This window comes from Streptomyces sp. NPDC048623 (genome assembly GCF_040650755.1).
In the GTDB taxonomy this organism is placed as follows: Bacteria; Actinomycetota; Actinomycetes; order Streptomycetales; family Streptomycetaceae; genus Streptomyces.
Map to the genome: position 1 here is coordinate 155,126 of NZ_JBEZHV010000015.1, position 17,555 is coordinate 172,680.

The window sequence follows — 17,555 nt, forward strand, 5'->3', positions numbered from 1 at the left end:
TCACCACCACACCGAGAGGCCGGGGATCCATGCGCACCCGTCACATCTTCCACGCGGTGGACTCGCACACCGAGGGCATGCCCACCCGCGTGATCACCGGCGGCGTCGGGGTGGTCCCCGGCGCCACCATGGCCGAGAAGCGCCTGCACTTCACCGAGCACCTGGACGACCTGCGCACCCTCCTCATGTACGAGCCGCGCGGCCACGCCGCCATGAGCGGCGCGATCCTGCAGCCGCCCACCCGCCCCGACGCCGATTTCGGCGTGCTGTTCATCGAGGTCTCCGGACTGCTCCCGATGTGCGGCCACGGCACCATCGGCGTCGCCACCGTGCTCGTCGAGACCGGCATGGTGCCGGTCACCGAACCCGTCACCACGGTCCGGCTCGACACCCCGGCCGGCCTGGTCAGCGTGGACGTACGGGTGGAGGACGGCGCCGCCACCGCCGTCACCCTCACCAACGTGCCCGCCTTCTGCGTCGGCCTCGACCTCAAGGCCGAGGTCCCCGGACTCGGCACCGTCACCTACGACCTGGCCTACGGCGGCAACTTCTACGCCTTCGTGGAACTCGACGCCCTCGGCCTGCCCTTCGACCAGGCCCGCAAGGAGGACCTCCTCGCCGCCGGGCTCGCCCTGATGGACGTGGTGAACGCGGGCCCCGACCGCCCGGTCCACCCGGAGGACCCGGCCGTCTCCGGCCTCAAGCACGTCTACCTCGCCGCCCCCGGCTCGGACGCCCGCCGCTCCCGGCACGCGATGGCCATCCACCCCGGCTGGTTCGACCGCTCCCCGTGCGGTACGGGCACCAGCGCGCGGATGGCCCAGCTGCACGCGCGCGGACTGCTGCCGCTGGACACGGACTTCGTCAACGAGTCCTTCATCGGCACCGAGTTCACCGGGCGCCTGATCCGCGAGACCACGGTCGCCGGCCGGCCCGCCGTCGTCCCCACGGTCACCGGCCGCGCCTGGCTCACCGGGACCGCCCAGTACTTCCTCGACCCCACCGACCCCTTCCCCGCCGGATTCCTCCTGTGACGCCGACCTCCACCTCCACCTCCACCTCCTTCCTCCCGCCCCTCACCGAGGTGCGCACCACCGACTACCACACGGCCGGCGAGCCCTTCCGCATCGTCGACCTCGCCGCCGCCGGCCTCCCGCCGGTGCCCGGCGACACGGTCGCCGAACGCCGCGCCACCCTCCTCACCCCGCCCCGCCCCGGCGACGAGACACGCACCGGCGGCGGTACGAACCCGCGACCGGGCCCGTACGACGACCTGCGCCGGCTGCTCGTCCAGGAGCCGCGCGGCCACGCCGGGATGTACGGCGGGCTCGTCGTACCGCCGGACGACGACGGCGCCCATCTGGGCGTGCTGTTCTGGCACAAGGACGGCTGGTCCACCGCCTGCGGGCACGGCACCCTCGCCCTCGGCGCGTGGGCGGTCGACTCCGGCCGGGTCGCCGCCCCCGCCGACGGCGACGCGCAGGTACGGATCGACGTGCCGTCCGGCCGGGTCACCGCGACCGTCCACCGCGCCGCCGGCCGCACCACCGGCGTCACCTTCCGCAACGTGCCCGCCCGGGTGACGGCCCGCAAGGTGAAGGTCGCCACCGGGCTCGGCACGGTCGAGGCCGATCTCGCCCACGCCGGCGCCTGCTACGCCGCCCTGCCCGCCGCCGCGCTCGGCCTCACCGTCGACCGGGCCGGCCTCGCCGCGCTCACCCGCGCCGGCCAGGAGATCCGCACCGCGCTCGCCGGCCACCCGGCGACCCGCGACCCCGAGGACCCGCGGCTCTCCGGGGTGTACGGGGTGATCCTGTACGAGGAACTCCCCGACCTCCCGGGAGGCGGCCTTCACCAGCGCAATGTCACCGTCTTCGCCGACGGCCAGATCGACCGCTCGCCCTGCGGCTCCGGCACCTCCGCCCGGCTGGCCCTGCTCGCCGACGAGGGCCGTCTCGCCCCGGGTGAGGTACTGACCCACACCTCGATCGCCGGCACGGTGTTCACCGGTCGCGTCCTGCCCGGCCGGCCCGGAGTCGCGGGTAGGGTCACCGAGGTGACCGGCACCTCTCATCGCACCGGCGAGCACCGCTTCGTGCTCGACCCGGACGACACCCTCGGCACGGGATTCACCCTGTGAGCCCCGCACCCGCCCCCGCCCCTGCCCCCGTCCCCGACCGCGCCCCGGTTCCTCCCGACTCCCGGATCGCTCCCGATTCCCCGAGCGGCCTCCCCGACTCCCCGATCTCGCTCGACGCCGCCGCCGTGGCCCGGCTGCTGCCCCCGGCCGCGGCGGCCGACGCGCTCGCCGCGGTGCTGCGCGACGGGCTCGACCCGGAGTCCGCCCCGCCGCGCACCGCCGTGCCGGTGCCGGCCGGTGAACTCCTCCTCATGCCCGCCGCGTCCGCGTCCTGGGCCGGTGTGAAGATCACCGGCGTGGCCCCCGGCAACCCGGACCTCGGCCTGCCCCGCATCACCGGCAGCTACCTCCTCCTCGACGGCCCGACCCTGCGGCCGGTCGCCGTCCTCGACGGCGCCGCGCTCACCGCGCTGCGCACCCCGGCGGTCTCCGCCCTGGCGATCCGTCACCTCGTCCCGCCCGGCCGCCCGCTGCGGCTGCTCCTCTTCGGATCCGGCCCCCAGGCGTACGGGCACCTGGCGGCGGTGCTCGCCGAGCACGAGGTCACGGAGGCCGTGGTGGTCGCCCGCGACCAGGACCGGGCCGCCCTGCTCGCCGCGCACGCGCACGACCTCGGCGTGCCGAAGGCCCGTACGGGCACGGCGGCGGACGTGCCGGACGCGGACCTCGTGGTGTGCTGCACCACCGCCCGCACCCCGCTCTTCGACGGGCGGCTCGTCGCCCCCGGCGCCACGGTCGTCGCCGTCGGCTCGCACGAGCCGGACGCCCGCGAGACCGACACGGCCCTGGTCCGGCGATCCGCCGTCTACGTCGAGTCGCGGGCCGCCGCGGCCCGCGAGGCCGGCGACCTGCTGATCCCGCAGGCCGAGGGGGCGATCGGATCCGGCCATGTGTCCGGGACGCTGGCCGAGCTCGTCACCGGCCGGGCCGCCCCGCCCGCCGAGGACGCGCCGCGGCTCTTCAAGAGCGTCGGCATGGCCTGGGAGGACCTCGCCGTGGCCGTCGCCGTCCATCGCGCGCACCGCGCCGGGACCGACTGCGAAACGTGACATTGTACGCTGGCCTTCTGCGAGTTCTCGGAGGATCAGCGTGGGTGACCTGAAGCAGCACAGTCTCATCAAGGCGCAGGAGCGGCTCCGCGACCAGGTCGGCCACGCCCTGCGCGCCGCCCTGATAGCGGGCGAACTCCGGCCGGGCAGCGTCTACTCGGCGCCCGGCCTCGCCGCCGAGCTCGGCGTGTCGGCCACCCCGGTCCGCGAGGCGATGCTCGACCTGGCCCGCGAGGGCCTGGTCGAGCCCGTCCGCAACAAGGGCTTCCGCATCACCGAGGTCAGCGAGCGCGAGCTCGACCAGTGCACCGAACTGCGCACCCTGATCGAGGTCCCCACGGTCGGCCGGGTCACCGAGCTGGCCACCAGGGAACAGCTGGAGGCGCTGCGCCCGCTGGCCGAGGAGATCGTCACCAACGCGCGCGAGCACAACCTCATCGGCTATCTGGAGGCCGACCGCCGCTTCCATCTCACCCTGCTCGGCCTGGCCGGGAACGACCGCCTCGTGGAGACCGTGGGCGACCTGCGCAAGCGCTCCCGGCTGTACGGACTCACCGGCCTCGACGAGGCCGGCAAGCTCGTCTCCTCGGCGGAGGAGCACAGGGAGCTCCTCGACCTGATGATCGCGGGCGACCGGGCGGCCGCCGAGGAGTGCATGACCCGTCACCTCGGCCATGTGCGCTCGCTGTGGGCCGAGGCCCGCGACGAGCCGGTCGAGCGCCCCGCCGGCCGCCTCGGCCCGGTCCGCAAGAACTGACCCGCCGCCGCGCGGGACTCAGCGCAGGGACTGCCCGTAGACATGGTCGACGGGCATCCGCATCAGCACCCGCCGGTCGGCCACCATCGCCGCCCGGTACTCCTCCCAGTCCGGGTGCTCGCCCGCGGCCAGCCGGTAGTACGCGACGAGCGCCTCGACCTCGGGCCCGTACGGGTCGGTGCCCGGCCCCGTCAGGGTGACCGTGCCCTCGGCCGTCGCCCACGCCCGGCCGTCCGCCGCGGTCACCTCAAGGGCCGCGCGCGGGTCGCGGCGCAGATTGGCCGTCTTCGCCCGCCCCTCGGTCATCGACACGTACAGGGTCTCGGTCCCGGGGTCGTAGTACGGCATCACCGGGGACAGCTGCGGGCGTCCGTCGGTCTTCAGCGTGGCCAGGACGCCCAGCCGGCTCGCGGCGAGGAGGGCGCGGGGGTCGAACGATGAGGTCGTCATGCTTCTTCTCAAGTCCCTTGCGGTGTCCCGTTGTTCCGGCCGCGCGCCGTCAGTTCCGTTCCGGGGAGCAGCCGGTCGGTCAGGGTGAGCGAGACGACCGCCGCCGTCAGGCCGAGGACCGCGCCCGCCGCCACGTCGCCCGGGTAGTGGACGCCGGTGTGGACCCGCGAGTAGCCGACGGCGCTCGCCAGGATGCCGAGCGGGACCGCCGCCGGGGGCAGCACCACGCCCACGGCCGTGGCGAAAGCGACCGCCGACGCCGTGTGCCCCGAAGGGAACGAGGCCGACGCGGGCATCGGCACATGGCGGGCCACCGTGACCCGGGCCGCCTCCCGGTCCGGGCGCGGCCGGCGCACGAGCCGCTTGCCGATCAGGTTCGCCGACGCCGAGGCGATCGTGACCGCGCCGACCCCGGCGAGGGCCGCCCGGCGCGCCCGGCCGCCCGCGAGGGCCAGCGCCGTGGCCACCGCGAACGAGATCTTCGAGTTGTCGGCCGCGGCCGAGAGCAGCCGCAGCCCCCGGTCGAGCGTCGGGGTGGGCGTGGCGGCGACCGCCGCGTACAGCGCACCGTCCACCGCGCGCAGATCGGCGAGCACGGCCCGCAGGCTGTCCTCCTGCGGCGGCCGTACGGTGTCCGGGGGAGCGGTGTCAGCCATCGGAAGCAGTCCTTTCTCGGCGTCGGCCGAACGCGAGCACGAAGACCCGGCGCCAGCTCAGCGGCGGTGCGGCCGGCAGCGTGCCGGGCCGGTCGCGCGGCACCAGGACCCGCAGCGCCTTCGGCCGCAGGGTGCAGACCACGGGCGTCGGCAGCGTCAGGGCCTCGCCGTCGACCGCCACGGCCAGCTCGGGGGAGTCGGAGACGACCTCGACCCGGTGGGCCGTCAGCACGTTCAGACCGGCCGACATCGCGCCCCGTACCGCGAGATCGGCGGCCTGCGCCGCGCCGTCCACCCGGATGCCGACCACACCGAGCCTGCCCCGGTCGAGCCGCGGCCGTTTGGCGCCACCGAACGGGTCGGGCGAGTTGTAGGGGTTGTTGCTCACCAGGAGCGCCTGCTGGGCGGGCAGGACGGCTGCGTCGACCCGCGCGTCGAACCGCCGGGCCGAGCTGCCCGCGAGCAGGTCAGGCATCATGTTCAGCGCCGTCTCCGCCTTCGCGTCCCGGTACTCGGGGTGCTGCACCACGTCCGCGTACACCCCGAACGACACCGTGTTGACGAACGGCCGCCCGTCCACGTCCCCGAGGTCCACCCGCAGTTCCTCGCCGTCCGTGAGGGCGTCGAGGCAGCGGGCCGGATCGGCGCGGTCCAGACCGAGGTCCATCGCGAAGTGATTGCGGGTGCCCGCGCTGATCACCAGGAACGGCAGATCGTGCTCGGCGGCCACCGCCGCCACCAGGGCCTGGGTGCCGTCGCCGCCCGCCACGCCGAGCAGGTCCGCGCCGTCGGCGACCGCCTCACGGGCGAGTTCGGCCGCGTCGGGGAACGCCCCGCCCGGCTCCGAGGGGGCGAGCAGCAGCACCCGCGCGCCGAGCCGTTCGGCCTTGCCGACCAGGCCGAACGTCTCGACCTTGCCGCCGCCGGACTTCGGATTCATCAGCAGCACCGGCCGCTCGGGACGCGCCGCCGGCCACGTACGGGTGCCGAGGGCGGGCCGGTGCAGCGCCCGGCGCGCGCAGAACAGCGCCAGGCCCCACAGCAGCACGGCGGTCAGCGCCGACGGCCACAGACCGCCCGCGATGTAGAGGAGCAGCACGCCCACCGGCGTGCCGGCCGCGAGCAGCGCGCCGAGGAACCGCACCGGACCGCGGTGCGCCAGGAACCACCAGACGCCCGCCGCGCACAGCGCGAGCCCCACCAGACCGCTCACGACGATCAGGACCCCGCCGTCGCCGAACGGCAGGAAGAGCGAGAGCACGGCGGCGACGGCCGCCAGCATCGCGCACCGCGCGAGCAGCCGGGACCGGGACGCGGCCCGTACCCGCTCGAGGTCGTCCGTACTCACCGTCAGCCTCCCCGTGTCGACGGAACCGGTCCCGGACCCGGTCGCGGTCCCGGTCGTGGACCCGAACCCGGTCCTGGGACCGGTCTTCCCGATCCCGCCGGGGCCGCGACCCGGAAGACACGGCCAAGACTGCCGCTCCGCCGGGGCCCGCACCGCCCCGGGCGCCCGTTCGGGTGACTGCCTGGCATGATGCCTCCGCGTGTCCGTCCGGATACCGATTGTGGCACGGGCCGATTGGCGACAAGATCGTTCGGGTGCGTGATGATGCGAAACTCTCGGACGGGGTCGTCACCCTGTCGCCGCTCGGCCCCGACGAGCCGGGCCGGACCCCTGCGCACCATCCCTGGGAGCCGTGGCGCGCCCACGGCCCCGTGCGGATCCTCGGCATCCGCGCCGGACGGCTCGTCGGCGCCGTCGAGCTGCGCCCGGCCGCCGCCGGGTTCGCCCGGGGCGACGTCGACCTCTCCTTCGTCCTCGACCCGGACGCGCGCGGCCGCGGCCTGGCCACCCGGGCGGTGCTGCTCGCCTGCGACCACGCCCGCGCCCAGGGCGCCCGCCGCGCCGTCGTCCTCGTGTCCTCCGCGGCGCCGGCCACCGGCGCCGTCGCGCGCCGGGCGGGCTTCACCCGCCGCGGCCAGATCAGCCGCGCGGACGGCGCCCTGCTCGACTGGCACGTCAAGGAACTCGGCAGACCGTAGGACCCGTCCGGCGGCGCGGGGCGCGGGGCGCGGGGCGCGGGGCGCGGGGCGCGGGGGCCGGGCGCGGGGCGCGGGGGCACAGGGGCGTCAGGCCAGGATCCCGCTGCCGTGCGGCGCGTACAGGTCGAGCAGCCGGACCCGGGTCACCTGGAGCCGGTGGGCGAGGATCTGGCCGACCCAGAACATCACCGAGGCACCGAACTCCGGATCCGTCCGGCACATCGACCGGACCGCCGCGCCGTCGAACTCGTACGCCCTGACCGGCGTCATCGCCTCCGCGCCCGACTGGCACAGATACGGCGGGAACAGCCACGACAGGCCCACCAGCTCGCCGTGCCGCAGCGTCTCGATGACCGGCGCGCCGCGCCCCGGCACCTTGGCGTCCAGGGTGACCGCGCCGGTCTTCACGATCCAGAACCGGTCGGCACGCTCCTGCTCCTCGAACAACCGGTCCCCGGCCTCGAAGTACACGTCCTCGGCGAAGGCCATCAGACGTTCCCGGTGCTCGGGCGGCAGCGTGCTGACCTTGGGTGCGGCGGTGCTCATGGCGGGGCCTCCTCGGAGCGGCGGCGGCGTGCGTCCCGCCTCCAGTGTCCGCCGCCCGCGCCCCGTACGCAGGCACCGCACCCCACCCGTCACACGGACGCCGTAAGCGATCCGCGAAGCCCCCGAACGGCCGGTGGCGCCCCGGTCACCCCGCGCATACGGTGAGGGCGTCCCGGGGGGACCCCACGCAGAACGGTGCCCTTTCGCATGGCCGAGAAGCCCTCCGTCGTCCTGGTCCACGGATTCTGGGGCGGCGCCGCCCACTGGTCCAAGGTGATCGTCGAGCTGGACAAGCGTGGCCACGACAAGCTGCACGCCGTCGAGAACCCGCTCACCTCGCTCGCCGACGACGCCGAGCGCACCCGCAGGATGATCCGGCAGATCGACGGGCCCGTGGTCCTCGTCGGGCACTCCTACGGCGGGGCCGTCATCACCGAGGCCGGCGACCTGCCGAACGTCGCCGCGCTCGTGTACGTCGCCGCCTTCGCGCCCGACGCGGGCGAGAGCCCCGGGCAGATCAGCCAGGAGATGCCGTCGGCGGGCATGGGCAGCATCGTCCCCGACTCCGACGGCTACCTCTGGATCAAGAAGGACGAGTTCCACCAGACCTTCTGCGCGGACCTCACCGCCGACGAAGCCCTCGTCATGGCCGTCACCCAGAAGGCCCCGGTCGGCTCGGCCTTTGGCGACACCGTCACCGCGCCCGCGTGGCGCACCAAGCCGAGCTGGTACCAGGTCTCGACCCAGGACCACGCGATCCACCCGGACAACCAGCGCCGGATGGCGCGGCGGATCAACCCGCGCAAGATCGTCGAACTCGACGCGAGCCACGCCTCGTTGGCCTCGCGGCCCGCAGAGATCTGCGACCTGATCGAGGCCGCCGCCCGCGAGACCGTCGGCTGAGCGTCCGTCTCCAGGACCCGGCACCACGGACCCGGCCCGCCCCGTCGGCCGAACGGGGCGGGCCGGCACACGTCCGAGGCCCGCGCCCCGCGCCCCGCGTCAGTCGGCTCCTCGCGGCTCGGTTCACTCGCCCCGGCGGACCAGCTCCCCGTACGCCTCCGCCAGGCGGAGCGTCGTCTTGCCCACCGCGAACTCCCGGTCGTCCACCGCACGCACCGGCTGCACCTCGTACGCCGTGCCGGTGAGGAACACCTCGTCGGCCAGGGCGAGTTCGGCCGGGTCGATGCCGCGCACCCGGACCGGGAGGCCCAGTTCCCCGGCCAGAGCGATCACCGTCTGCCGGGTGATGCCGTCCAGGAAGCCGTCCGGGACCGGGGTGTGCAGCTCCCCGTCGATCACCAGGAAGAGGTTGGCGCCGGTCGCCTCGCCGAGCCGCCCCCGGTGGTCCAGGAGCAGGGCGTCTTCACAGCCCGCCGCCTCCGCCTCGTCGCGGGCCAGGGTGCCGATCGCGTACAGCGACGCGGCCTTGGCCCGTACCGGGGCGGTGTCCGGCGAAGGGCGCCGCCAGCGCGAGGTCTTGAGGCGGATGCCCCGCTCCCGCGCGCCGTCCGCGAAGACATGCGGCCACTCCCAGGCGGCGACCGCGACATGGACGCTGTTGCCGGTCCCGGAGACGCTGATCTGCTCGGTGCCGCGCCAGGCCACCGGCCGCACATAGCCCTCGGTGATGCCCTCACGGGCCACGATCTCCCGGGTGACGGCATCGAGTTCGGCCGCCTCGTACGGGATCGCGAAGTTCATCTCGCGCGCCGAGGCCCGCAGCCGCTCCGCGTGCTCGACGGACTTGAACGGGCGCCCGCCGTACACCCGCACGCCCTCGAACACCGCGCCGCCGTAGTGCAGTCCGTGCGAGAGAACGTGCAGCCGGGCCTCCCGCCACGGCACGAACGCGCCGTCCAGCCAGATGGTGCCGTCCCGGTCGTCGAACGGTACGGAGCTCACGCGATGCCCTCCTCGGCGTAGTCGATGCGGATCTCCCGCTCCAGACGGGCGTGGAACTCCTCGGCCTCCGCCGTGCTGCCGTGCCGGGAGATCACGAAGGCCGGATAGCCGGTGAAGTCGGGGTACGGGCGGACCTCGTCGCCCGGGAACAGCATCTGCACCACGTGGTCGACACGCGGGTCCTCCCGCAGCTCGTCCAGACCGTGCACGGCGCTGATCCGGCCGTGCCCGCCGCACGGCACGATGTAGTTGGCGGCGGCCCCGACCGGCTCGGCGAGCCCCGCCGCGTGCCCCGCGGACGGCGCGCCGCCCACCGCGATCCGCAGCGCCTCGGCGGCCAGATCGACCCCGCTGACGTGCCGGGCCACATAGTGGGACACCCCGGAACCGCCGATCCGCGCCCCCATCTCCAGGAGATACGGCTTCGTGCCGCCGCGCAGCCGCAGTTCGGTGTGGGTGGGCCCGTCGGCGATGCCGAGCGCCGCGTGGGCGGCGGTCACCTCGCGCACCACCGCGTCCCGCACCTCCACCGGGAGCACGGCGGGCGCCCGGTAGACGCTCTCCTCGAAGTACGGACCCTCCGGCTCGCCCTTGTAGCCGATCGACAGGACCCGGACCACGCCCCCGTGCACCAGGGACTCCACGGCGAACTCCGGCCCGTCCAGATACTCCTCGACCACGAGCGCCGCGTCCGTCACACCCAGCTTGGCCGCGCACACCCGGCGCACCTCGGCGACCGTGCCGCGCAGCGCGTCCGGGGTGTCGGCGCGGGTCACACCGAGACTGGAGTAGCCGTGCGCGGGCTTCACCACGACCGGGAAGTCCAGGCCGCCCTCGGCGGCGGCGGCCGTGAGGCCCGGCTCCGGGTCCGGACCGTCGATCCGCACGAAACGCGGCACGTTCAGCCCGGCCGCCGCGAGCCGCTCCCGCATCACCCGCTTGTCCTGGGCGCCGAGCGCGGTGTCCCGCCCGATCCCGGGCAGGCCGAGCAGCTCGGCGACCTCGGCGACGAACGGCACCAGCGGGTCGTACAGCGTGGCGACGCCCTGGAACGGACGCGCCTCGTGCCGCTTCCGCAGCGCTTCGAGCGCGCCCGCGGGGTCGCCCTCCACGTCCAGCGGCAGCAGCTCGACGACGGCGGTCGGCAGGGCGTCCGCCCGTACCTCCTCGTCGGGCCGGGGGACGAGCACCACGTCGATGCCGGCCCGCGCGGCGCCCTCGAAGATCCAGGGGAGGGAGACGCGCTGGTGGAGCAGGACGAGAGTGGGGCGGGTGGGGCGGGTGGGGCGGGCCTGGGGCATCAACGGTTTCCTTGACTGGGTGTTCCCTGACGGGGTGTTCCTCGACCCGGACTTCCCTGACCGGGTGTGGCGGTCTCGGCGTCCGGGTGGCCGGGACGCGGGACCGTCGCGGGCCGCGGCGCCGCGGCCGGACCGCCGACCGTCAGCCACACGCCCGCCGCGCACACCGCGATCAGCGCCACGACCAGCTGCCCCGGCGGGCCCGCCGTGCCGAGCGCCCACTCGCCGAGCCGTACCAGGAACGGCACGGCGAGGGCCACCGCCGAGGTGAACAGGGGGCCCTTGCGCAGGATCAGCTCGTGCGAGATCACGAACACCGGAGCCGTCAGCACCGCCCCGAGCACCGCGATCCCCGCCCAGTCCGCCGCGTCGACGGAGCCGAGCGGCACGAAGAGCAGCGTCGCCGCGCCCAGCATCACGGTGCCCGCGCCGGTGATCGCGGGCAGCGCGGCGAGCGGCGGCACGTCGGCCATCCGCTGCCGGTACACATAGCCGTACAGCGCGTACGCGAACGTGCCGCCGAGGGCCATCAGGCCGCCGGTGAGCAGCGCACCCGTGCCCACCGCGGCACCGCCCGCCCCGCCGTCGGCGACCGCGTACCCGCAGGCCGCGGCCACCGCGAGCAGGGTGCCGAGTAGCTTGCGGCGGGTCGAGGGCTCGCGGAAGGCGGCGATCCCGATGAGGAAGGTGAGACACGGAAGCAGCGACACGATCAGACCGACCCGGGAGGCCCCGATCCGGCTGGTGCCGAGCAGCGTCCCCGAGTAGTACGCGAAGAAGCCGAGGAACGCGAGGACGGCCACGGCGCCCGGGCGGGCCGTCGCGGTACGCACCCCGGGCCGGGCGCGCGGCAGCAGCGCCGCGACCGCCGTGATCACCGCGAAGCTCGCCGCGGTGCGGCCGGCCGCGACGGCGAGGGCGGGCGCGCCGCTGACCAGATGCCCGGACAGCAGCCAGCCGGTCGCGAGCAGCAGCACCATCAGCGTGGCGAGCCCCGGGACGACGAGCCGCCCGTCCCGCTCCCCGCCCCGCTCCTCGCCCCGCTCCTCGGTCCGCATTTCGCCCCGCTCCCCGGTCTGCTCCCCGCCCCGCCCGGCGTCGTGGTCCGTCACCACTCCGCCCGCGCGAACTCCAGCGGCGGCAGCCGGTCGAGACCGCCCTTGGCGCGCCGCAGCACCTCCTGATCCGCGGTGAACGCGTACCGCAGGCGCCGTCCCGACGCGTCCCGGTCCGACTCCGGCGCCGGCAGATACTCCCGTACCAGCTCCCGGGCCCGGGACCGGTATGCGGCGTCCGTACCCACCTCCGCCTCCAGCTTCTCCATCGTGGTGACGAAGTCTCTCAGCGCCTCGACCGCCCGCTCGGGGTCCAGACGGAGCAGCCCGCCGCCCGCCGGGTCGCCGGTGAGCGCGCCGTGCTCACGGAACCAGGAGTAGAGGAAGACGCCGGTGCCCGAGTCGAAGTTGCCGGTGGCGTCGTCGGCCTGGGGGTAGCGGAAGACCCGCTCCACCAGGATCATCGCGATCTGCTCCGCGGCGTACGGCACGAGCCCGCTGTCCGCGCAGGCGAGCACGGTCTTCGCGTCGACCTTGATCTCCTCCAGGAGGCCGACGAACCAGTTCATCTTCAGCGCGATGTGCTCGTCGAACGGCCACAGGCCCTGGTAGTGCATCGCGTCGTGCAGATAGCCCCAGATCGCGCGGGCCTCGAAGCACACGTCCGCCGCGAGACCACTGGAGGCGCGGGGGAGCGAGTCCGCGGTGAGCACCGCGGCGGCGGCCGGCAGCGCATAGGTCTCGTGGATCTTCCGCATCTTGTTGAAGAAGAACATCGCGTACGGCTGCTCGGTGACCTTGTCGTGCGCGGCCACGTTCTCCGGGAAGAACACGATGCAGGAGCCGTGCGCGAAGCCCGCGCTGCCGGTGATCAGGATCAGCGACTGACAGTTGTTCTTCGGGTGCGGGAAGGACTCGGCGAGCACCGGCAGCGCGTCGGGCTCCTTGCGCAGCGCGAAGAAGCAGTCCAGGCGCTTGCCGACGGGCGGCGCGCTGTTGGTCGTCTGGATCGGGGCCAGGAAGAACACGGTCTCGCCGTCGGCGGGCGCGGCGAGGGCGTCCCGGGAGCGCCCGAAGTGGGGGCGGCTGTCGAGACCGGCGGTCAGCCAGCCGTCGATGTCCGCCTCCAGGGCCGCGGCCTGCCCGTCGAGCGCGTGCCGCCGGTACCAGGCCGCGCCCTCCTCCCGTATCCGTACGAGCAGATCCCGGTCGGCGGCGTCCGGCGCGGGCACCGTGCCGTCGTCGGCCTGCCGCGCCCGGAAGCGGTTCACCAGCGGGATCAGCGAGTCCGTGAGCACGGCCGCCTCGGCGAGCAGATACTCCGGTACGGGCGCGGTGGCGGCGCCTCGGGCGGGCCCGGCACCCCCGGCGGGCCCTCCGGCGGGGGTGGCACCCTCGCCGGGCCCGGCCGCGCGTCGGCCGCCCGCGGCGCGCGGGCTCATCGGGCGGCCCCCGCGAGCGGCGCGGCGGCGTCGGCCGCCGGGTCCACGGCGCGCACCTGGTGCACGGTGAACACCATCGGCACCGGCCCGAAGTCGCGCAGCACCCGCAGTCCGTGGCGCTCGGCGGCCACGATCGTGGTGATGCAGCCGTCCACCCGGCCCTCCGCGCAGTCGATCGCCGCCTGCGCGTTGCTCAGCACCTCGCGCACCTCGGCGCTCGCCGGGGCGAGGGCGCGCGGCACCAGACCGCGCGGCGCGGGGTGCGAGGCGACCACGGCCGGGGTGTCCGGACCGCGGCTGGCGAGCACCATGTTGTGGGTCGGCATCACAAAGCTGTCGATCATGTGCAGCCGGTGCAGATTGGCGAAGACCAGGGTGTGCAGTGCGGGATAGACGGCGCACGCGGTCAGCGCGTGCCGGCCGTCGTCGGGCACGGCCTCCAGGGCCCCCTCGATGGAGGCGTGCAGGGTCACGGTGCCGTCCGCGACTCCGCGGCGGCGCAGCCATTCGTGGGACGCGGCCTCCAGGTTCGTCCCGTGCGGTCCCAGCGTGTGCAGGTGGCGGACTTCGTCCGGTCGCGCGTGCATCGGCGTGGAGGAGCCTTTCTGTGGGCTGTGCGTGACACCGGCCAGATCGTGCGCATTTCCTGTGAGCGGTGAAGATCCAATCAAGCGCGGGCGGGCGGGGGCAAGGCTTTCCGGGGCTTCCCGGACGGCGAGATCCGGACGACGTCCCTCCGCCACCCGTCGTTCATGTCACGCCGTACGGGTGCCACGCCACCCTCCGTGTCCCTACCGGCCCATCCGGCGTGCGTCCGCCGGGTGGAGGGCGGAGCATGAACCTGGGGAGGGAACGGCGATACGGGGGCGGTGACCCAGGAGGGTGTCATGGCCGTCCCGGACGGAGGCGACGCACTCGTCGTCCTGCAAGACGTCGACAAGCACTTCGGCACGCTCCACGTGCTCCAGTCCATCGACCTCACCATCCACCGTGGGGAGGTCGTGGTCGTCATCGGGCCCTCCGGCTCCGGCAAGTCCACGCTCTGCCGCGCCATCAACCGCCTGGAGACCATCGACTCCGGCACCATCAGCATCGACGGCCGGCCGCTGCCCGACGAGGGCAAGGCCCTGGCCGCGCTGCGCGCCGACGTCGGCATGGTCTTCCAGTCCTTCAACCTCTTCGCCCACAAGACCGTGCTCGCCAATGTCACCCTCGGTCAGATCAAGGTCCGCAAGAAGGACCGCAAGGAGGCCGAGCAGCGCGCCCGCACGCTCCTGGAGCGGGTCGGGGTGGCCAACCAGGCGGAGAAGTACCCGGCGCAGCTGTCCGGCGGACAGCAGCAGCGGGTCGCCATCGCCCGCGCGCTCGCCATGGACCCGAAGGTGATGCTGTTCGACGAGCCGACGTCGGCGCTCGACCCGGAGATGATCAACGAGGTCCTGGAGGTCATGCGGCAGCTGGCCCAGGACGGCATGACGATGGTCGTCGTCACCCATGAGATGGGGTTCGCCCGCTCGGCGGCCAACCGGGTGGTGTTCATGTCCGACGGCCGGATCGTCGAATCGGCCACGCCGGACGAGTTCTTCAGCAACCCGCGCAGCGAACGCGCCAAAGACTTCCTGTCGAAGATCCTCAAGCACTGACCCCGGACCCGGACCCGGACGTGAACCGGACCGAACCCGGATCTGAACCCGTTCCCGTACCCGTAGCCGTATCCGTATCCGTACCACCGTGGAGTGAAGACCATGAACCCGCACAGGAACCGCAGGATCACCGTCGCCGCGGCCGCCGCGGTCGTCCTCGCCTTCACCGGCGCCGCGTGCAGCGACGACGGTGGCGGCGGGGGTGGCGACAACAAGATCACCGTCGGCATCAAGTTCGACCAGCCCGGCATCGGCCTCAAGACCCCGGACGGCAAGTACACCGGCCTCGACGTCGACGTCGCGACGTACGTCGCGAAGGAACTCGGCCACGATCCGTCCGACATCGTGTGGAAGGAGGCGAAGAGCGCCGACCGCGAGACCCTGCTCCAGCGCGGCGACGTCGACTTCATCGCCGCCTCGTACTCGATCACCGACAAACGGGCCGAGAAGGTCGACTTCGCCGGTCCCTACCTGCTCGCCCACCAGGACGTGCTGATCCGGGCCGACGACAACTCCATCACCAAGCCCGAGGACCTCAACAACAAGAAGCTCTGCTCGGTCACCGGCTCGACCTCCGCCCAGAACGTCAAGACGAAGATCGCCCCGAACGCCCAGCTCCAGGAGTACGGCGGCTACTCCGAGTGCCTCACCGGCCTGGAGAACAAGGTCATCGACGCCCTGACCACCGACGACACGATCCTGGCCGGCTATGCCGCACAGCCCGAGTTCAAGGGCAAGTTCAAGCTCGGCGGCTTCAAGATGAGCAACGAGAACTACGGCATCGGCGTCCAGAAGGGCAGCGAACTCAAGGCCGAGATCAACACGGCCCTGGAGAAGATGGTCGCCGACGGATCCTGGCAGGCCGCCGTGGACAAGAACCTCGGCCCGGCCGGATACCAGAACGAACCCGCCCCGAAGATCGGCGTCATCGTCAAGTGAGCAGGCCGCCGTGTTCGACTTCCTCGAGGGCTACGACATCCTGGGCGCCTTCTGGACCACCATCCAGCTGACGCTCTACTCCGCCGTCGGCTCCCTGATCTGGGGGACGCTGCTCGCCGCCATGCGCGTCAGCCCCGTCCCCCTGATGCGGGGCTTCGGCACCGTGTACGTCAACATCGTCCGCAACATCCCGCTCACCGTCATCATCGTGTTCACCTCGCTCGGCCTCTTCCAGACCCTCGGCGTCAACATGGGCGCCAAGGACTTCACCACCATCAACTTCCGCCTCGCCGTCCTCGGCCTCACCGCGTACACCTCGGCCTTCGTCTGCGAGGCGCTGCGGTCCGGCATCAACACCGTGCCCCTGGGCCAGGTCGAGGCAGCCCGCGCGATCGGCCTGAACTTCACCCAGACCCTGCGGCTGATCGTGCTGCCGCAGGCCTTCCGCTCGGTCGTCGGGCCGCTCACCAACGTCCTGATCGCCCTCACCAAGAACACCACCGTCGCCGCCGCGATCGGCGTCGCCGAAGCCGCGCTGCTGATGCGCGAGATGATCGAGAACGAGGCACAGCTCCTGCTCATCTCCGCGATCTTCGCCTTCGGCTTCATCTGTCTCACCCTGCCCACCGGACTGTTCCTCGGCTGGATCGCCAAGAAGGTGGCGGTGAAACGATGAAGGACAAGCCGACCATCCTCTACGACGTCCCCGGGCCGCGCGCCCGCCGCCGGAACGTCCTCCTCACCGTGCTCTTCCTGGTCGCCATCGCCGCCCTCGTGTGGTGGGTGGTGGACAGCCTCGCGGCCAAGAACCAGCTCGACGGGACCAAGTGGGATCCGTTCTTCACCGACCCCCGGATCTGGACCACGTACGTCCTTCCGGGCCTGCAGAACACCGTCATCGCCGCCGCCCTCGCCATGGTCATCGCCCTGCCGCTCGGCGCGCTGTTCGGCATCGCCCGGCTCTCCGACCACGGCTGGGTGCGGTCGGCGGCGGGCACGGTCGTGGAGTTCTTCCGCGCCATCCCCGTACTGATCCTGATGCTCTTCGCCAACGCCGCGTACTCGGAGTTCACCGACGTCAGCCCCGAGAACCGGCCCCTGTACGCGGTCGTCACCGGCCTCGTCCTCTACAACGCCTCCGTCCTCGCCGAGGTGGTCCGCGCGGGCATCCTGGCCCTGCCGTCCGGCCAGACCGACGCGGCCAAGGCGATCGGCATGCGCAAGGGCCAGACCATGACGTACGTGCTGCTGCCGCAGTCCGTCACCGCGATGCTGCCGGCCCTGGTCAGCCAGCTCGTCGTCATCGTCAAGGACACGGCGCTCGGCGGCGCGATGCTCGGCTTCTCGGAACTCCTCGCCTCCGTGCGCCCGATGAGTGCGAACTACGGGGCGAACACGATCGCGTCCTTCACCATCGTGGCCGTCGTCTTCGTGATCCTCAACTTCCTCCTCACCACCTTCGCCTCCTGGCTGGAGGGCCGCCTGCGCCGCGGCAAGCGCTCCACGGGCGCGGTCGTCGGCGTGGAGGCGGTGGAGGAACTCGCCGTCCCCGGCGAACACCCGCCGGGCGGCGGGGACCGGACGTAGCCGGGCCGGCGCCGGGACCGGCGCGCGTACGGGGCGCGC

The 17,555-nt window shown here is 73.5% G+C and carries 19 protein-coding genes; 10 read left to right on the forward strand and 9 right to left on the reverse strand.

All coding sequences use genetic code 11. The features are described 5' to 3' along the window. The first annotated feature begins 29 nt into the window (after positions 1-29). The 4 genes from AB0C73_RS22395 to AB0C73_RS22410 are packed head-to-tail and all read left to right on the forward strand — an operon-like array spanning position 30 to position 3,946. Positions 30-1,034 (forward strand): proline racemase family protein, encoded by a 1,005-nt coding sequence (locus AB0C73_RS22395; protein ID WP_362532824.1) that lies wholly within the window; start codon positions 30-32, stop codon positions 1,032-1,034. Further along, positions 1,031-2,140: a proline racemase family protein gene (locus tag AB0C73_RS22400; protein WP_362532827.1), complete on the forward strand. Its 1,110-nt coding sequence runs from the start codon at positions 1,031-1,033 to the stop codon at positions 2,138-2,140. Before AB0C73_RS22395 ends, AB0C73_RS22400 begins: the two co-directional genes overlap by 4 nt. Then, on the forward strand, positions 2,137-3,189 hold the full coding sequence (locus AB0C73_RS22405; protein WP_362532830.1) for an ornithine cyclodeaminase family protein: 1,053 nt from the start codon (positions 2,137-2,139) through the stop codon (positions 3,187-3,189). The genes AB0C73_RS22400 and AB0C73_RS22405 overlap by 4 nt, the downstream gene beginning before the upstream one ends. A 40-nt stretch (positions 3,190-3,229) precedes the next feature. Beyond that, positions 3,230-3,946 carry a GntR family transcriptional regulator gene (locus AB0C73_RS22410; protein WP_362532833.1) on the forward strand — a complete coding sequence of 239 codons (717 nt, stop codon included), beginning with the start codon at positions 3,230-3,232 and terminating at the stop codon, positions 3,944-3,946. 18 nt (positions 3,947-3,964) lie between these two features. Here AB0C73_RS22410 and AB0C73_RS22415 read toward each other — a convergent pair whose 3' ends face one another. From AB0C73_RS22415 to AB0C73_RS22425, 3 genes are read right to left on the reverse strand one after another with little or no spacing between them, the layout of a single operon-like run. Next, positions 3,965-4,396: a PPOX class F420-dependent oxidoreductase gene (locus tag AB0C73_RS22415; RefSeq protein WP_362532836.1), complete on the reverse strand. Its 432-nt coding sequence runs from the start codon at positions 4,394-4,396 to the stop codon at positions 3,965-3,967. 8 nt (positions 4,397-4,404) lie between these two features. After that, the gene (locus tag AB0C73_RS22420) at positions 4,405-5,052 is read right to left on the reverse strand and encodes a phosphatase PAP2 family protein (RefSeq protein ID WP_362532839.1); all 648 of its coding nucleotides are present in this window, start codon (positions 5,050-5,052) and stop codon (positions 4,405-4,407) included. Then, positions 5,045-6,334: a diacylglycerol kinase family protein gene (locus AB0C73_RS22425; protein ID WP_362532936.1), complete on the reverse strand. Its 1,290-nt coding sequence runs from the start codon at positions 6,332-6,334 to the stop codon at positions 5,045-5,047. The genes AB0C73_RS22420 and AB0C73_RS22425 overlap by 8 nt, the downstream gene beginning before the upstream one ends. A gap of 320 nt (positions 6,335-6,654) precedes the next feature. On the opposite strand from AB0C73_RS22425, the gene AB0C73_RS22430 reads away from it, so the two are divergent. Further along, the gene (locus tag AB0C73_RS22430; protein WP_362532842.1) at positions 6,655-7,098 is read left to right on the forward strand and encodes a GNAT family protein; all 444 of its coding nucleotides are present in this window, start codon (positions 6,655-6,657) and stop codon (positions 7,096-7,098) included. Positions 7,099-7,185: 87 nt separating this feature from the next. Here AB0C73_RS22430 and AB0C73_RS22435 read toward each other — a convergent pair whose 3' ends face one another. Beyond that, a complete protein-coding gene (locus tag AB0C73_RS22435; protein WP_362532845.1) occupies positions 7,186-7,644 on the reverse strand; it encodes a cyclic nucleotide-binding domain-containing protein in 459 nt (152 codons plus the stop codon). 207 nt (positions 7,645-7,851) lie between these two features. Here AB0C73_RS22435 and AB0C73_RS22440 point away from each other — a divergent pair, with 207 nt between their 5' ends. Beyond that, positions 7,852-8,547 (forward strand): alpha/beta hydrolase, encoded by a 696-nt coding sequence (locus tag AB0C73_RS22440; RefSeq protein WP_362532848.1) that lies wholly within the window; start codon positions 7,852-7,854, stop codon positions 8,545-8,547. A 123-nt stretch (positions 8,548-8,670) separates the two neighbouring features. Here AB0C73_RS22440 and AB0C73_RS22445 read toward each other — a convergent pair whose 3' ends face one another. From AB0C73_RS22445 to AB0C73_RS22465, 5 genes are read right to left on the reverse strand one after another with little or no spacing between them, the layout of a single operon-like run. Then, positions 8,671-9,549, reverse strand: coding sequence for a branched-chain amino acid aminotransferase (locus AB0C73_RS22445; RefSeq protein ID WP_362532850.1), 879 nt, complete (start codon positions 9,547-9,549; stop codon positions 8,671-8,673). Further along, entirely contained in the window at positions 9,546-10,850 is a 1,305-nt protein-coding gene (locus tag AB0C73_RS22450; protein ID WP_362532853.1) for an ATP-grasp domain-containing protein, read from the reverse strand. The genes AB0C73_RS22445 and AB0C73_RS22450 overlap by 4 nt, the downstream gene beginning before the upstream one ends. Next, positions 10,850-11,962, reverse strand: a complete 1,113-nt coding sequence (locus AB0C73_RS22455) for a DMT family transporter (RefSeq protein WP_362532855.1) — start codon at positions 11,960-11,962, stop codon at positions 10,850-10,852. The genes AB0C73_RS22450 and AB0C73_RS22455 overlap by 1 nt, the downstream gene beginning before the upstream one ends. Beyond that, positions 11,959-13,347, reverse strand: coding sequence for a DUF6421 family protein (locus AB0C73_RS22460; RefSeq protein WP_362532858.1), 1,389 nt, complete (start codon positions 13,345-13,347; stop codon positions 11,959-11,961). Before AB0C73_RS22460 ends, AB0C73_RS22455 begins: the two co-directional genes overlap by 4 nt. After that, a complete protein-coding gene (locus tag AB0C73_RS22465; RefSeq protein WP_362532861.1) occupies positions 13,344-13,934 on the reverse strand; it encodes a bacilysin biosynthesis protein BacA in 591 nt (196 codons plus the stop codon). The genes AB0C73_RS22460 and AB0C73_RS22465 overlap by 4 nt, the downstream gene beginning before the upstream one ends. A 300-nt stretch (positions 13,935-14,234) precedes the next feature. On the opposite strand from AB0C73_RS22465, the gene AB0C73_RS22470 reads away from it, so the two are divergent. From AB0C73_RS22470 to AB0C73_RS22485, 4 genes are all read left to right on the forward strand, one after another. Beyond that, positions 14,235-14,990, forward strand: a complete 756-nt coding sequence (locus AB0C73_RS22470) for an amino acid ABC transporter ATP-binding protein (protein WP_362532864.1) — start codon at positions 14,235-14,237, stop codon at positions 14,988-14,990. A gap of 102 nt (positions 14,991-15,092) precedes the next feature. After that, positions 15,093-15,929: a glutamate ABC transporter substrate-binding protein gene (locus AB0C73_RS22475; protein WP_362532867.1), complete on the forward strand. Its 837-nt coding sequence runs from the start codon at positions 15,093-15,095 to the stop codon at positions 15,927-15,929. 10 nt (positions 15,930-15,939) lie between these two features. Continuing rightward, positions 15,940-16,605 (forward strand): amino acid ABC transporter permease, encoded by a 666-nt coding sequence (locus AB0C73_RS22480; RefSeq protein WP_362532870.1) that lies wholly within the window; start codon positions 15,940-15,942, stop codon positions 16,603-16,605. Next, positions 16,602-17,516 (forward strand): amino acid ABC transporter permease, encoded by a 915-nt coding sequence (locus tag AB0C73_RS22485; protein ID WP_362532873.1) that lies wholly within the window; start codon positions 16,602-16,604, stop codon positions 17,514-17,516. Before AB0C73_RS22480 ends, AB0C73_RS22485 begins: the two co-directional genes overlap by 4 nt. Positions 17,517-17,555 lie beyond the last annotated feature (39 nt).